Source organism: Enhydrobacter sp. (assembly GCF_030246845.1).
GTDB lineage: Bacteria > Pseudomonadota > Alphaproteobacteria > Reyranellales > Reyranellaceae > Reyranella.
The window spans coordinates 5,276,345-5,291,813 of record NZ_CP126889.1 but is presented as its reverse complement, the minus strand read 5'-3'; the positions used below and the strand labels follow the sequence as shown (position 1 = coordinate 5,291,813).

At 68.1% G+C, this 15,469-nt stretch carries 15 protein-coding genes; 10 read left to right on the top strand and 5 right to left on the bottom strand.

Going from position 1 to position 15,469, the window contains the following annotated elements:
* Positions 1-52: 52 nt before the first annotated feature.
* The 8 genes from OJF58_RS26270 (at position 53) to OJF58_RS26235 (ending at position 6,332) form a co-directional block, all read left to right on the top strand.
* Positions 53-694 carry an HAD family phosphatase gene (locus tag OJF58_RS26270; RefSeq protein ID WP_300785406.1) on the top strand — a complete coding sequence of 214 codons (642 nt, stop codon included), beginning with the start codon at positions 53-55 and terminating at the stop codon, positions 692-694.
* Positions 691-2,112: an NAD(P)/FAD-dependent oxidoreductase gene (locus tag OJF58_RS26265; protein WP_300780845.1), complete on the top strand. Its 1,422-nt coding sequence runs from the start codon at positions 691-693 to the stop codon at positions 2,110-2,112. The genes OJF58_RS26270 and OJF58_RS26265 overlap by 4 nt, the downstream gene beginning before the upstream one ends.
* A 95-nt stretch (positions 2,113-2,207) precedes the next feature.
* A complete protein-coding gene (locus OJF58_RS26260; RefSeq protein WP_300780844.1) occupies positions 2,208-2,420 on the top strand; it encodes an HIG1 domain-containing protein in 213 nt (70 codons plus the stop codon).
* Between the two features lie 4 nt (positions 2,421-2,424).
* Positions 2,425-3,012 (top strand): cob(I)yrinic acid a,c-diamide adenosyltransferase, encoded by a 588-nt coding sequence (locus OJF58_RS26255; protein ID WP_300780843.1) that lies wholly within the window; start codon positions 2,425-2,427, stop codon positions 3,010-3,012.
* A gap of 224 nt (positions 3,013-3,236) precedes the next feature.
* On the top strand, positions 3,237-3,986 hold the full coding sequence (locus OJF58_RS26250) for an electron transfer flavoprotein subunit beta/FixA family protein (protein ID WP_300780842.1): 750 nt from the start codon (positions 3,237-3,239) through the stop codon (positions 3,984-3,986).
* 2 nt (positions 3,987-3,988) lie between these two features.
* Entirely contained in the window at positions 3,989-4,924 is a 936-nt protein-coding gene (locus OJF58_RS26245) for an FAD-binding protein (protein WP_300780841.1), read from the top strand.
* 9 nt (positions 4,925-4,933) lie between these two features.
* Positions 4,934-5,815, top strand: a complete 882-nt coding sequence (locus OJF58_RS26240) for a 3-hydroxybutyryl-CoA dehydrogenase (protein WP_300780840.1) — start codon at positions 4,934-4,936, stop codon at positions 5,813-5,815.
* Between the two features lie 46 nt (positions 5,816-5,861).
* Complete coding sequence (locus OJF58_RS26235) at positions 5,862-6,332, top strand: hypothetical protein (protein ID WP_300780839.1); 471 nt, start codon at positions 5,862-5,864, stop codon at positions 6,330-6,332.
* 150 nt (positions 6,333-6,482) lie between these two features.
* Here the strand turns inward: OJF58_RS26235 and OJF58_RS26230 are convergent, their stop codons facing one another.
* From OJF58_RS26230 to OJF58_RS26210, 5 genes are all read right to left on the bottom strand, one after another.
* Complete coding sequence (locus OJF58_RS26230) at positions 6,483-7,589, bottom strand: amidohydrolase family protein (RefSeq protein WP_300780838.1); 1,107 nt, start codon at positions 7,587-7,589, stop codon at positions 6,483-6,485.
* Positions 7,590-7,780: 191 nt separating this feature from the next.
* A complete protein-coding gene (gene nadC / locus OJF58_RS26225; protein ID WP_300780837.1) occupies positions 7,781-8,632 on the bottom strand; it encodes a carboxylating nicotinate-nucleotide diphosphorylase in 852 nt (283 codons plus the stop codon).
* Positions 8,598-10,139: an L-aspartate oxidase gene (locus tag OJF58_RS26220; protein ID WP_300780836.1), complete on the bottom strand. Its 1,542-nt coding sequence runs from the start codon at positions 10,137-10,139 to the stop codon at positions 8,598-8,600. The genes nadC and OJF58_RS26220 overlap by 35 nt, the downstream gene beginning before the upstream one ends.
* A gap of 11 nt (positions 10,140-10,150) precedes the next feature.
* Entirely contained in the window at positions 10,151-11,143 is a 993-nt protein-coding gene (nadA, locus tag OJF58_RS26215; RefSeq protein WP_300780835.1) for a quinolinate synthase NadA, read from the bottom strand.
* A gap of 263 nt (positions 11,144-11,406) precedes the next feature.
* Positions 11,407-12,342, bottom strand: coding sequence for a hypothetical protein (locus OJF58_RS26210; protein WP_300780834.1), 936 nt, complete (start codon positions 12,340-12,342; stop codon positions 11,407-11,409).
* A 31-nt stretch (positions 12,343-12,373) separates the two neighbouring features.
* Here OJF58_RS26210 and OJF58_RS26205 point away from each other — a divergent pair, with 31 nt between their 5' ends.
* Together OJF58_RS26205 and OJF58_RS26200 are read left to right on the top strand one after the other, a co-directional pair.
* Positions 12,374-13,858 carry a M81 family metallopeptidase gene (locus OJF58_RS26205; protein WP_300780832.1) on the top strand — a complete coding sequence of 495 codons (1,485 nt, stop codon included), beginning with the start codon at positions 12,374-12,376 and terminating at the stop codon, positions 13,856-13,858.
* Between the two features lie 12 nt (positions 13,859-13,870).
* Positions 13,871-15,394: an NAD(P)/FAD-dependent oxidoreductase gene (locus OJF58_RS26200; protein WP_300780831.1), complete on the top strand. Its 1,524-nt coding sequence runs from the start codon at positions 13,871-13,873 to the stop codon at positions 15,392-15,394.
* Positions 15,395-15,469 lie beyond the last annotated feature (75 nt).

Below are 15,469 nucleotides of genomic sequence, written 5' to 3'. Positions count from 1 at the left end.
GCGGTTCCGTGTATGCACCGTCCTTCGCTTCGCGCAGGACGGTAACTTGCTGGTGATCTTCGATTGCGACGGCGTGCTGGTCGACAGCGAGCCGCTGGCCAATGCGAGCCTTTCGCGCGCGCTCAAGGCGCAGGGCCTCGACTGGGATGTCGCCGAGACCATGCGCCGCCTGATGGGCCGCTCGCTGAAATCCTGCATCGAGATCGTCGAGGCGGAGCTGGACCGCAGGCTGCCTGCCGACTTCGTCGAGAAGATGCAGGCCGTCACCTATCAGAGCTTCCGCGATGCGCCGCTGCAGCCGGTGCCCGGCGTGAAGGACGCGATCCTGGCGCTGCAGGCGGCCGGCTGCGCGACCTGCGTGGCGAGCTCGGGATCGGTCGAGAAGATGCGCTTCACGCTCGGCCTGACGGGGCTCTGGGATCTGTTCGGCGGGCGCGTCTTCAGCTCGGGCCAGGTCTCGCGCGGCAAGCCCTTTCCCGATCTCTTCCTGCACGCGGCGGTCTCGATGAACGAGAAGCCGGCGGAGAGCGTCGTGATCGAGGACTCGGTGCCCGGCATCGAGGCGGCCCGCGCCGCCGGCATGCGCGTGCTCGCCTATGCCGGCGCGCCGTACGCCGATCGCGACGAGCTCGCCACCGCGGGGGGCCGCCTGTTCACCGACATGGCGCACCTGCCGGGGCTGGTCCTGCGATGACCGACTCGTGGGCGATGGGCGCGGGCAAGCCCGAGCGCATCGTGGTGGTGGGCGCGGGCATGGCGGGGCTGGTCGCGGCGCGGCTGCTGCACGACAGCGGCTTCGCCGTCACCGTGCTGGAGGCGCGGGCGCGGCTGGGCGGGCGCGTCTGGACCGACGAGTCGCTGGGCGCGCCGGTCGATCTCGGCGGCTCGTGGGTGCACGGTATCGACGGCAACCCGCTCGCGCTCTGGTGCGAGAGGCTGGGCGTCGCGCTGATCGAGTCGCAGGGCGACCGCCTGCTGATCGACGAGCGCGCCACCGCGCCGACGCGCGAGGCGCAGCGCCGGCGGGTGCGCCTCGGCCGGGCCGCCTTCAGGGCCGCCATGGAATGGGCGAGCTGGAAGAGCAAGGCGATGGCGCAGGTGAGGGGCCCGCGCTCGGTCTCGGTGAAGGAAGCGGTCGATCCGCTGCTGCACGCAGCGTGGCTGCCGGAGATCGACCGGCTCATGATCGCGACCTTCATCGAAGGCAGCGAAGGCGTGCAGGGCGCGCCCTACGAGGCCATCGCCGCCGAGGAATGGTGGCCGGTCGAGGGGCTGGACCGCAACGCGCAGCCCAAGGGTGGCTTCCAGCCCTTGATCGAGGATGCGGCGCTGGGCCTCGACGTGCGTCTCGAGGCGCCCGTCAAGCGCATCGCCTGGACCGGCGCCGGCGTGACGGCGCTCCTGCAGAGCGGCGAGAAGATCGCGGCCGACCGCGCGGTGGTCACGGTGCCGCTCGGCCTGCTGCGCGCCGGCCTGCCGACCTTCGATCCGCTGCCGCCGGACGATCAGCTCCGCGCCATCGGCCGCATGGGCTACGGCGCGGGCGTGCTGGGCAAGATCTACCTGCGCTTCCCGCACCGCTTCTGGCCCGATCAGCCCAAATGGTTCGGTCGCCTGCCCGACGCGCCGGACCGCCGCGGCACCTTCAACACCTGGGTGAGTCATCACCACGAGACCGGCTTGCCCATCCTGCTCGCCTTCGCCAACGGGTCCGCGGCGGCGCGGTTCGACCGGTCGGCGACCGAGCCGGAGGTCGTCGATGTGGCGATGGACTCGCTGCGCAAGATGTTCGGCCGCGATCTTCCCCGGCCGGAAGCCGTGGCCTATCCGCGCTGGCTGAGCGACCCATGGTCGCGCGGCGGCTATTCCTATCCCGGCGTCGGCAGCGCCGCCCGGGACCGGCGCACCCATGCCCGACCGCTGGGCGATCGGGTCTTTTTCGCCGGCGAGGCGACCGAGCCGGTCGAGTACGGTACCGTGCATGCGGCTTTATGGTCGGCCGAACAGACGGCCGAGGCGTTGTTTCAGAAGGCGACGGGCCAGCGCGCTTCCCGCGAGAGGCGTCCGTGGGCGAAGGCCCGCACTGGCGCCGGCCGCCACAATGGTCGATAGAGACTTCGGTGTCATCCCGAGCGCAGCGAGGGATCTTTTGCATCACCTCGAAGATCCCTCGGGCATTGCCCTCGGGATGACAAGGGAACCAAGACATGCACGTCGCCAACGAGATCTTTTTTGTCCTGGTGATCATCTCCGGCCTGTCGACGCTCGGCGTCCTGTTCGCCGGCCTTGTCGGCATGGCGCGCGGTCCGGCCGACAGTCTCGAGCGCGCGCGGGGCAGCAACAGGCTCATGTGGTGGCGTGTAAGGCTGCAGATGCTGACGATCATCCTGATCGTCTTCTGGTGGGCGACCAAGGGCTGAAGCGATGGTCAAGCTCACACGCATCTACACCAGGGGAGGCGACAAGGGCGACACCTCGCTCGGTCGCGGCGAGCGCGTGGCCAAGCACGATCTACGTGTCGAGGCCTACGGCACCGTCGACGAGGTGAACTCGGTGATCGGGCTCGCCCGGGCCGCCGTCGACCGCACGGTGAAGAACGACGTCCCGCGCGCCCATGTCGACGACATGCTGAAGCGCATCCAGAACGACCTGTTCGATCTCGGCGCCGATCTCTGCACGATCGAGGCGAAGGAGAGCAGCGAGGCGCTGCGCATCGTGCCGTCGCAAACCGAGCGGCTGGAGTGCGAGATCGACGCGATGAACGCCGAGCTCGAGCCGCTCACCTCGTTCGTCCTGCCCGGTGGCAGCGAGGCCTCGGCCTGGCTGCACCTCGCGCGCACCGTCGCCCGCCGCGCCGAGCGGCGGATGACCGCCCTCGCGGCCGGGCAACCGATCAATCCCGAGGCCATCCGCTACATCAACCGGTTGTCCGACCATCTGTTCGTGCTCGCGCGGCGCCTGAACGACAATGGTGCAGCCGATGTGCTGTGGGCGCCGGGCAAGGGCCGCTAGGCAATGCCGGGCGATCTCGCGCAAGCGATCTTTTGCCGTCCCAGGAGTTCCGGTTCCCATGGCCGGGATGGCAACTAACACTTTGATCCGACGCAGAAAATTCTTTCGGCATGCGGTTTTGTGCAGCGCGCCATAGCCTTGACATGATCGGCTGAACGCCCCTACACGAAAACCCCTTCGCCGGGCGGGCTGCCCGGCCGCAACTCACCAATAGGCGTAACGCGATGAAAGTGCTGGTCGCGGTCAAGCGGGTCATCGACTACAACGTCAAGATCCGCGTCAAGGCCGACAACACGGGCGTCGAGACGGCGAACGTAAAGATGTCGATGAACCCGTTCGACGAGATCGCCGTGGAAGAGGCGATCCGCATGAAGGAGAAGGGGGCCGTGACCGAGATCATCGCCTTCTCCGCCGGTCCCGCCCAGTGCCAGGAGACGATCCGCACCGCGCTCGCCATGGGGGCCGACCGCGGCGTGCTGGTCCAGACCGACGCCGAGCTGCAGCCGCTCGCCGTCGCCAAGCTCCTGAAGGCGGTGGTCGAGAAGGAGCAGCCGGGGCTCGTGATCGTCGGCAAGCAGGCGATCGACGACGATTCCAACCAGACCGGCCAGATGCTGGCTGCGCTGCTCGGCTGGTCGCAGGGCACCTTCGCCAACAAGCTCAACGTCGCCGACGGCACCGCCGAGGTGAAGCGCGAGGTCGACGGCGGCCTAGAGAACATCAAGATCAAGCTGCCGGCGGTGATCACCACCGACCTGCGCCTCAACGAGCCGCGCTACGCCTCGCTGCCCAACATCATGAAGGCCAAGAAGAAGCCGATAGAGACGCTGACCGCCGATGCGCTGGGCGTCGACGTCGCGCCACGGCTCAAGGTCCTGAAGGTCGAGGAGCCGCCCAAGCGCAAGGCCGGCATCAAGGTGAAGACCGTGGCCGAGCTCGTCGACAAGCTGCGCAACGAAGCGGGGGTGATCTGATCATGGCGATTCTCGTCGTTGCCGCGCATGACGGCAAAGCGCTCCGCGCCAACGTCGCCAATGCGGTGACCGCCGCGGGCCAGATGGGCTCGGACGTCACGGTGCTGGTGGCCGGCAGCAACTGCGGCGAGGCGGCGAAGGCCGCGGCGGCGCTGCAGGGCGTGGCCAAGGTGCTGCAGGCGGAGGATGCCGCCTACGCCAACTGGCTGGCCGAGGACATCGCGCCGCTGGTGGTGAAGCTCGCGCCGAACTACAGCCATATCGTGATGGCGGCCGATTCGGTCGGCAAGAACCTGGCGCCGCGCGTGGCGGCGCTGCTCGACGTGGCGCAGGTTTCCGAGGCGATCCAGGTCGTCTCGCCGGATACGTTCGTGCGGCCGATCTATGCCGGCAACGCGATGGCGACGGTGCAGACCGCCGACAAGATCAAGGTCGTCACCATCCGCCCCACCAACTTCAAGGCGGCGGCGGGGGGCGGCTCGGCCGCGATCGAGCAGATCGGCGGCGAGGGCGGCAAGGGCCTCTCGTCCTATGTCGGCGCCGAGCTCTCCAAGAGCGAGCGGCCGGAGCTCACCTCGGCCAAGATCGTCGTGTCGGGCGGCCGCGGGCTGGCGAGCGGCGAGAACTTCAAGCTGCTCGAGGCGCTGGCCGACAAGCTGGGCGCGGGCCTCGGCGCCAGCCGCGCCGCGGTCGATGCGGGCTACGTGCCGAACGACTACCAGGTCGGCCAGACCGGCAAGGTGGTCGCGCCCGACCTCTACATCGCCGTCGGCATCTCCGGCGCGATCCAGCATCTCGCCGGCATGAAGGACAGCAAGACCATCGTCGCCATCAACAAGGACGAGGAGGCGCCGATCTTCCAGGTGGCGGACTACGGCATCGTCGGCGACCTGTTCCAGATCGTCCCCGAGCTCACAGCCGCGGTCGAGAAGAAGTAACCGCAGAGGTTGTCGGTCATGATAAAGCGCATCGGCGTCATCGGTGCCGGCCAGATGGGCAGCGGCATCGCTCATGTATGTGCGCTCAAGGGCTTCGATATCCGGCTGATCGATGTCGATCAGCCGCATCTCGACAACGGCCTGGAGTCGATCAATCGCAACATGGACCGGCAGATCGGCCGCGGCATGATCCGGCCCGAGGACAAGGAGTCGGGCCTGCGCCGCATCGCCGTCGGCACCGACTACAAGGTGCTGTCCGACTGCGACCTGATCGTCGAGGCGGCGACCGAGAACGAGGCGATCAAGCGCGACATCTTCAAGAAGCTCTGCGTCGACCTGCCGCCGAACGTGCTGCTGGCCACCAACACCTCGTCGATCTCGGTCACGCGGCTGGCCTCGGGGACCGACCGGCCCGGCAAGTTCATGGGCATGCATTTCATGAACCCGGTGCCGATGATGGGGCTCGTCGAGCTGATCCGCGGCATCGCCACGGAGGAGGAGACCTTCCGCACCGTGCGCGACGTGGTGCTGAAGCTCGAGAAGAAGCCGGTCAACGCCGAGGACTTCCCGGCCTTCATCGTCAACCGCATCCTGCTGCCGATGATCAACGAGGCGGTCTACGCGCTCTACGAGGGCGTGGGCAATGTCGAGGCGATCGACACCGGCATGAAGCTCGGCGCCAACCATCCGATGGGCCCGCTCGAGCTGGCCGACTTCATCGGCCTCGACACCTGCCTCTCGGTGATGCAGGTGCTGCACGAGGGGCTGGCCGATTCCAAGTACCGGCCCTGTCCGCTGCTGGTGAAATACGTCGAGGCCGGCTGGGTCGGCCGCAAGGTCAAGCGCGGCTTCTACGACTATTCCGGCGAGCGCCCGGTCCCCACGCGCTGAAAATCCGCTATCCTCCCGGTCTCGATCGAGGGGGAGGGGATCTATCGTGAAGACAAACTTCGCCCGGCGCTCCGTTGCGCTGTCGTCGGCCGCCGGCCTGCTGCTCGCGGTCGTGCCGTTCGCGCCGGCCGAGGCGCAATGGGTATTCGTCGCGCGCAAGGCCGCGCAACGGATCCATCACATGGTGGAGCAGGGCCAGAACGGCCAGCCGGGCTACGATTTCGCCACCGTGATTCTCGAGGCGCCGGCCGACAAGGTGTTCGACGTCGCGCTCGGTCACGCGCGCAACAACAGGACGCTGCGGCTCCTGATGGTCGATCCCGCCGGGATGCGCCTGCAGGTGGCGGAGGGCGATCGCACGGCGACGCTGAACGTGGTCTCGCTCGGCGACCAGACCTCGCAGCTCATGATCGCCGGCACCGCCGGCCGTGGCGAGGACCCGACGAGCTCGCGCGTGGTCGCCGCCGTGATGCGCGTCTGCGCCGAGATGAAGAAGACCTGCTCGGTCGGCCGCTGATTTCAGCTTCCGATCATCCCGCGCGCGGGCGTCGTCCGACCTCCGGTGTCATTCCGAGCGAAGCGAGGAATCTTTGATCGACATCGCGAAGGATCCCTCGCTTGCGCTCGGGATGACACGGCCACTGGGATCGTCCGGTCGGGCCGAACTTCATACGAGCCCGAGGAAGCGTTCGGCGGTGCGCCAGCGCACGCCCTCGGCGAGCGCCGGGTCGAGCGGCGCCAGATGCTCCTCGAGGTCGGCGACGGCGCCGGGATAGGTGCAATCGTAGTGGGGATAGTCGGCGCCCCAGAACACGCAGCCGTCCAGGCCGAGCTCCTTCAGCCGCGGCAGGCGGTGGGCTTCGTCCGATTCGATCGAGATGAAGCACTGCTCGCGGAAGAGATCGCTCGGCTTGCGCTTCATCCACGGCACGTGCTGGTGCATCGACTCGAAATGGCCGTCGAGCCGGTCGATCCAGTATTCCAGCCAGCCGAGGCCGGATTCGAGGAACGCCACGCGCAGCCGGGGATGGCGCTCCAGCACGCCGCCTGCAACGATGTCGAGCAGCGCCGCCATCTGCTCGAACGGATGGCAGATCATGTGGCTGAAGAAGAGATTGTCGTAGCGGCCGGTCGCGAAGCTCGGCATCAGCGCCCCGAAGCTGCCATGGACGGCGGCGAACAGGCCGTTGCCCGCGATCCGTTCCCAGAAGGGCTTCAGCCGGTCGTCGTAGAGCGCCAGCCCGTTGTAGCGCTCCGGGCGGAAGCAGGCACCCTTGAGCCCGAGCTTCGCGATATGCTCGACCTCCCGCGCCGCCGCCTCGGCATCCTGCAGCGGCACGATGCCGACCGCATGCAGCCGGCCGCGGCCGTCGCGGCACATGTCGGCGATCCATTCGTTGTAGCCGTGGCAGGTGGCGGCCGCGACCGCCGGATCCTCGACGTCGCCCTGGATCAGGTAGAGCGAAGGATAGAGCAGGCTGCGCTCGATCCCTTCCTCGTCCAGCACCTTGACGCGCGCGCCGCCGTCATAGGAGCCGGGCAGGATGTCGTCCCAGGTCGGCACGTTCCTGGGATCGTCCATCCCCCAGGGCACGCAGGCGGCGGCCGGCCGCAGGTTGTGCCGGACGACGCCGTTGATCGACACCCAGTCGCGCCCGTCGCTCTCGCGCTCGACGCGGATGGTGCGATCACGGTAGCGCTTCTCGACATACTCCTTCCAGACCGCGGCCGGTTCGCAGATGTGCCCGTCGGCATCGATGACGCGGTTCGCCATGGCGTTCCTCTCCTCGTTCTTTTGAGGCGAGGATAGCGTGCCTGCCGGCGACCGCCAGCCGGCATTGGGACCGTCCACTCCAACGGGCTTCCAGCCCGCCCATGAGCCCTTCGGATGACCTCAGGGCAGGCGCGCAGGATGCGCGCGGTCCATATGGCGATGAGCGCCACTGGAGTTGCGCGCTCCCGAATCTACTGCCGCCAGTCGAGGCCGATGTCGAGGACGCTGGCGCTGTGGGTGAGCCAGCCGGCCGAGATCAGGTCGACGCCCGAGGCGGCGATGGCAGGCGCGGTGGCCGGGGTGATGCGGCCGGACGCTTCGGAGACGGCCCGGCCATCGATCATGCGCACCGCCTCGGCGAGCGTGGGCGGATCCATGTTGTCGAGCAGCACGGCGTCGACGCCCGCGGCCAGCGCCTCCTCGAGCTGCTGCAGCGTGTCGACCTCGACCTCGATCTTGACCAGGTGGCCGATGGCGTTGCGCGCGGCCAGGACGGCAGGCTTCACGCCGCCTGCCGCGACGACATGATTGTCCTTGATCAGGACCGCATCGTCGAGGCCCAGGCGATGATTGACGCCGCCGCCCACGCGGACGGCGTATTTCTGCACCGCACGCAGGCCGGGCATGGTCTTGCGCGTGCAGCAGATGCGCGCCTTGTGGCCCGTCACCGCCTCGACCAGCGTCGCGGTGGCGGTGGCGACGCCGCTGAGATGGCCGAGGAAGTTCAGCGCCACGCGCTCGGCGGTCAGCACGCCGCGCGCCGGCCCTTCGACGGTGGCGATCCGGTCGCCCGGCTGCAGCCGCGTGCCGTCGGAGCGCTCGATCCTGATCTCGATCGCCGACTCGACCAGGCGGAAGGCGAGGGCGGCGAGATCGAGGCCGGCCACGACGCCCGGCTGGCGCGCGACCAGCGCCGTCTCGGCGCGAGCCTGCTTCGGCACCACCGCATCGGTGGTGATGTCGCCGGCGCGGCCGAGATCTTCGAGGAGCGCAGCGCGCACCAGCGGCTCAAGCATGAGCATGGGCAGGGAGGGGGCGGTCATCGATGGAACTCCATGTGCTGAGGATGCGGTTGGCCGAGAGATCGAGCTCGACGAACTGGCGTTGCGCGCCGTGGCGCGAGTGCTGCGGGAAGTCGCGACGCCAATGGCCGCCACGGCTTTCCTGCCGTCGCCAAGCGGCGATGGCGATGAGGAGCGCGGTTAGAGCAGGATCGGCCGAGACGCCATCCGAGAAGGCGGGTTGTTCGAGAGCGCCGATAGCCCTTTCGAGACCCGCGCCATCGCGGACGACGCCGAGCGTCTCGTCGGCCAAAGACCGGATTGCGCTCGCGTCTGCCGACGGCGGCAGTTCGACCGGCCGTGTCCGCAGCGGCGCTCGTGCGTCTGTCGCCTTGATACTGACGGCCACGATTTCGGCCATGACGGCGGCTTCGAGCAGGGAGTTGCTGGCGAGCCTGTTGGCGCCGTGCAAGCCGGTCGCTGCGACCTCGCCGCAGGCCCACAGGCCGTCGACCGTGCTGCGGCCCTGTGCATCGACCGCGATGCCGCCCATGTGGAAGTGGGCGGCCGGGCGAACCGGGATCGGCATGGCCGCGGGATCGATGCCGGCAGCACGGCAGCGCGCGGTGATGCCGGGAAAGCGATCGGGAAAATGCCGGCCGATGGCCTGGCGCGCGTCGAGGAGGACACGATGGCCCGCAGCAATGTGCCTGGCCACGGCACGCGAAACGACATCACGCGGCTCGAGCTCGGCGCGGCCCTCGCCCTCCATGAAGCGGAGGCCGGTCTCGTCGATCAGCACGGCGCCCTCGCCGCGCACCGCCTCGCTGACGAGCGGCATGGGATCGAGACCGACATCGAGCGCGGTGGGATGGAACTGCACGAACTCCATGTCGGCGAGCCGCACGCCGGCACGGGTGGCGAGCGCGACGCCCTGACCGATGGCGCCCAACGGATTGGTCGTGTGGGCGAAGAGTCCGCCCACGCCGCCGGTCGCGAGGACAATGCGGCGGGCCGACATCAGTCGTGTCCCCGATGGACCGGCGGCCAGCAATCCGGCGATGCGGCCGTCGTCGACGAGGAGTCGACGCACCTCCAGGCCTTCGATCACGGTGATCGACGGTGCTCGGCGCACTGCGGCGACGACGGCGCGCATGATCGCCGCACCCGTGCCGTCGCCTGTGACGTGGGCGATCCGCCGCCGGCTGTGTGCGGCTTCGAGGCCGAGCGCCAGTCGGCCATCCGCGTCGAGATCGAAGGGCACGCCGAGCTTCTGCAGGCGCGCGACCGCGGCAGGAGCGGCGTCCGTGATGCGGCGCGAGACTTCGTCATCGCCAAGGCCGTCGCCGGCATCGAGCGTGTCCGAGGCATGCAGTGCGGGCGTGTCGTCCTCGCCGATTGCGGCCGCGATGCCGCCCTGCGCCCAGGCCGATGCGGCGGCCTCGGCCAGAGGCGCCTTGGCGATCAGGATCACTTTCTGCGGTGCAAGGCAGAGTGCGGTCATCAGGCCGCCGAGCCCGCCGCCGACGATGACGGGGATGTCGTTCATGGTGACCTCCGTCAGATCGCGAGCATGCGCTCGACGGCGCGTCGCGCCGGCTCGGCGACGGCGGGATCGATCGTCACCTCGTGGCTTAGCGTCTCAAGCGACTGCCGGATCTTGGCGAGCGTGATGCGCTTCATGTGCGGGCAGAGATTGCACGGCCGGATGAACTCGACCTTGGGGTTCTGGACGGCAACGTTGTCGCTCATCGAACATTCGGTCATCAGGACGACGCGCGTCGGCTGGCGCTCGGCGACGTAGTCGACCATGGCCGCGGTGGAGCCGGCGAAATCCGCCTCGGCCACCACGTCGGGCGGGCATTCGGGATGGGCCAGCACGACCACGCCGGGGTGGCCTGCGCGGAGCTGGCGGACGTCCTTCGCCGAAAAGCGCTCGTGTACTTCGCAGTGGCCCGCCCAGGTGACGATCTCGACGCCGGTCTCGCGGGCGATGTTCTGCGCGAGGTACTCGTCGGGCAACATGATGACCTTGGGCGCGTCCAGGCTCTCGACGATCTTCCTCGCATTGCCCGAGGTGCAGCAGATGTCGCTCTCGGCCTTCACGGCGGCCGAGGTGTTGACGTAGGTGACGATCGGCACGCCGGGATAGCGTGCGCGCAGCAGGCGCACGTCGGCCGGCGTGATCGACTCGGCGAGCGAGCAGCCGGCCCGCAGGTCGGGGATCAGCACGCGCTTCCGCGGGTTCAGGAGCTTCGCGGTCTCGGCCATGAAGTGCACGCCGGCCAGCACGATCGTCTTCGCGTCGGTCTTCGCCGCTTCGCGGGCGAGGGCCAGGCTGTCGCCCACGATGTCGGCGACGCAGTGGAAGATCTCGGGCGTCTGATAATTGTGCGCCAGGATCACGGCATCGCGCTTGTGCTTCAGCCGCAGGATGGCGTCGATGTCCTCGGCGAAGGCCGGCCATTCGATCGAGGGGATCACCGATTTCACGCGGTCGTAAAGCGGCGCGGTGCGGATCATCGGGTCGGGGGAGGGTACGGAAACGGACATGCAACACCAATATGCTCAAAGAGAGTATTAATTATGCTGGTATTGAGCATTATAGATGTCAAGGGCTGATATTACGGTTGTTTTGAGGAGCGGCGGCGTCACACTCATCGTGTCATCCCGAACGCAGTGAGGGATCTTTCGCGTGCCGACAAAGGATCCCTCGCTCCGCTCGGGATGACACCAATCTGTTGGTAGTCTCAGACGTCGGAGTCGCCGGCCTCGGTCCGTTTCGGGCTCGGGATGGCACCAATCTGTTGGCAGTCTCAGACCGATCGTGAGAGCGGGAGCTTGGTGCCGCCGAAGGCGCGCTCGAGCACGACTGCGCGGCTGAAGCGGTAGAGCTTGGCCGGCCGGCCGGCGGTCTGCGAGGTGATGGCCCCGGTTTCCTCGACCAGGCCCTGCTGGTCGATCAGCCGGCGGAAGTTCTGCTTGTGCAGCGGCCGGCCGGCCAGCGCCTCGACGGCGCGCTGCAACTGCAGCAGCGTGAAGGTCACGGGCATCAGCTCGAACACGACCGGCCGGTACTTGATCTTCGCCCGCAGGCGCGCGATTCCGGTGGCGAGGATGCGGCGATGGTCGTGGCGCATCGCCATGCCGGGCAGGGGATCGACCACCGGATGCCGCGCCGAACCGGCCTCGGGAACCAGGCCCGCTTCGTAGAGCAGCTCGTAGCGCTGCAGCACGAGGTCCTCGTTCCACTGCTTCCTGCCGTCGCCGAAATTGATCTCGATACGCTGGCGTCGGTCGCGCTTCTGGACGGCATCGCCGGCCGACTCGCTCCATTTGCGCAGCCGCGGCAGGATCTCCTTCGCCACCACCGGCGCCGCGCCCCGGCGCCAGTCCTCCCACGGGAAATAGCGGTACCAGTTGCGCCACTCGGGATCGCGCGCGCCGCGCGACAGCCGCTCGCGGGTGAGGCCGAGATAGCTGATCGAGACGATGCGCCGGCCGCCTTCCGCCGCGCGATTGCGGTCGGCGAAGGTGTAGAGCTGCTCGACATAGCCCAGCGGGTGGTGGGTCTGCGCCTCGACCCAGGCGCGCAGGCCGGTCTGCAGCGTCGGATGCTCCGATTCGAACGGCCCCGACGGCAGGAGCGCGCCGTCTTCCAGCGTCAGCACCTGCGGCTCGTTGGCGGTCAGCGCCACGAGCACCGCGGTCAGCTCGATCGTGATGGCGCTCGTCGCGGAAGGCAGCTTCATCTCCGCCGCATTATGCACCAAACTCGCCGGCATGACCCAGAAGCCGATCCGCATCGCCGTCCTGCACTTCGCCCACGAGACCGTCACCTTCCTCAAGAACGACACGACGCTCGACGATTTCGTCTACGCGGGCTCGCCGGCGAAGGGCGAGGCGCTGCTGGCGCACGATGCCAAATCCTACATGGGCGGGTTCGTGAAGGTGGCGCGCGAATACGATGGCGTCGAGCTGGTCGGCATCGAATCGCCGCTCTGGCCGCGCACCGGCACCGGCTCGGGCTGGATCACGACCGAAGCGTACGAGACGTTCCTCGGCAAGATGATCGCGGGGCTGAAGGCGAAGGGGCCGTTCGACGGCGTCTATCTCAGCCTGCACGGCGCCATGGGCGTGCGCGGCGTGGCGCGGCCGGAAGCCGACATCGCGCGGCGCGTGCGCGAGGTCGTGGGCCGCAAGGCCTTCATCGTCGGCACTTTCGATCCGCACGGCAACGAGGACGCGGAATTCCTGCGCGAGGCCGACATGGCCTTCACCGTGAAGTATTTCCCGCACTACGACAGCCACCTGCAGGGGCAGCGCGCGGCGCGCATGTTGGTCCGCTCAATCCGCGGCGACTACCGGCCGAGCACCGTCACGGTGAAGGTGCCGATCATCTCGCCCACCGTCCTGCAATGGACCGGCGCCTCGCCGTGGATGGATCTGGTGCAGCGCGCGCTGGTATGGGAGGCGCGCGAGCCGGACGTCTATGTGAATGTCTTCTTCGGCTTTCCCTTCGCCGACGTGCCGGACGTGGGCATGACGATCCAGGCCATGACCAACGGCAATCCGGCGCTCGCCCGCAAGGTGGCCGACGACATGGCGGCCTGGGCGTGGCGGCGGCGCGAGGCGCTGCTGAAGTCGGCGACCGTCCATCGGATCGCCGAGGGCGTGAAGCTGGCCAAGGAGGCGGTGGCGCGCGGCGCGACGCCGGTCGTGCTGGCGGATCACAGCGACCGCTCGGGCTATGCCACTTGGACCCTGAAAGAGGTGATCGCGCAGGATCTGTCGGACGTGCTGATCGCCACCGTCGCCGATGCCCAGGCGATCGACGCGCTTGCGGCCAAGGGCGTGAAGGCGGGCGATCCGTTCGACATGGAGGTGGGCGGCCGGGTCGACGAATCGGCCGGACCACCGGTGCGCGTCCAGGGCAAGGTCGTGGGCGTGACGGAGGCGCACGGCATGTTCTGGGTCGGCGTCGGCTTCGGCCGCGGCAATGTGCTGCTGCTCAGCCGCTATCTCACCCAGGTCATGGAGCCGTCCGACTTCGAGGGGTTTGCCGTCGACCTCGCCCGCTTCAAGGTGATCGCGATCAAGTCGCGGGTGCATTTCCGCCGCGGCTTCGACGACAGCGGCTTCGCCAAGACAATTCTGCTGGTCGAACCGGACCAGCCGTATCTCGGAACTGTACGGCTGGACGGATTGCCCTATCAGCACGTAGACCTGAAGAAGTTCTATCCCTACGGCACCCCGCAATTTCCATAAGCACGGTATCCCATGCCCGACACGCTCACGTCCGCCCGTCCAGCGGCAACGACTACCGAGCATTTCGACGTCCTGATCGTGGGCGCCGGCATTTCCGGCGTCGGCGGCGCCTACCATCTGCGCACCCAGTGCCCCGGGAGCTTCGTGGTGCTGGAATCGCAGGAGAGCTTCGGCGGCACCTGGATCACGCATCGCTATCCCGGCATCCGCTCCGACAGCGATCTCTATACCTTCGGCTATCGCTTCAAGCCCTGGACCGGCGCGCCGATCGCCACGGCGGAGGAGATCCTGCGCTACATGGGCGAGGTGATCGAGGAGAACGACCTCGCGCGCCATATCCGCTATCGCCACGCCATCGCCTCGGCGCGCTGGTCGAGCGCCGACAATCTCTGGACGATCGAAGGCACCCGCAGCGATACGGGTGAATCCTTCCGCGTCACCGCGAACTTCCTGTGGATGTGTCAGGGCTACTACCGCCATTCGGAGGGCTACACGCCGCAATGGCCTGGCATGGCCGACTACAAGGGCCGCATCGTCCATCCGCAGACCTGGCCCGACGATCTCGACTACAAGGGCAAGCGGATGATCGTGATCGGCTCGGGCGCCACCGCGGCGACGGTGGTGCCGGCGGTCGCGGACGACTGCGCCCATGTCACGATGCTGCAGCGCTCGCCCACCTATTTCATCCCGGCGCGCAACGCCAACGACCTCGCCGACACGCTGCGCCAGCTCGAGGTCGACGAGAGCTGGATCCACGAGATCGTGCGGCGCAAGATCCTGCACGACCAGGCCGTCTTCACCCGCCGCTCGTTCGAGGAGCCGGACAAGGTGAGGGACGAGCTGCTGGCCGGCGTGCGCGCCTATGTCGGACCCGACTACGACATCGCCACGCACTTCACGCCGCGCTACCGGCCGTGGCGCCAGCGCATCGCCTTCGTGCCCGACGGCGACCTGTTCCAGGGCATCCGCGCCGGCAAGGCCTCGGTCGTGACCGACGAGATCGAGCGCTTCACCGAGACCGGCATCGCGCTGAAGTCGGGCAAGGTGCTGGAGGCCGACATCATCGTCACCGCGACCGGCTTCCATCTCAACGTCTTGGGCGACATCGCCTTCGAGATCGACGGCAAGCCGCTCGATTTCGCCGACACCGTCACCTATCGCGGCATGATGTTCACCGGCGTGCCCAACATGGTCTGGGTGTTCGGCTATTTCCGCGCGAGCTGGACCCTGCGCGCCGACCTCGTGGGCGACTTCGTCTGCCGGCTGCTCGAGCACATGAAGGAGAAGGGCGCAAGCCGGGTCGAGGTCGCGCTGCGCCCGGAGGACAAGGACATGCCGCTCCTGCCCTGGATCGACACCGACAACTTCAATCCCGGCTACGTGATGCGCGGCCTGCATTTGCTGCCGAAGCGCGGCGCCAAGCGCGAATGGCAGCACACCCAGGACTACTGGCGCGAGAAGAACGAGTTCCCGGCGATCGACCTCGACGATGCGGCGTTCGTGTATGGCGGCAAAGTGGCCGTGACGGCGGCCTGACCGTGTCATCCCGAACAGTGAGGGATCCCAAAGATCCCTCGCTGCGCTCGGGATGGCACCGGTATTGCATAATAA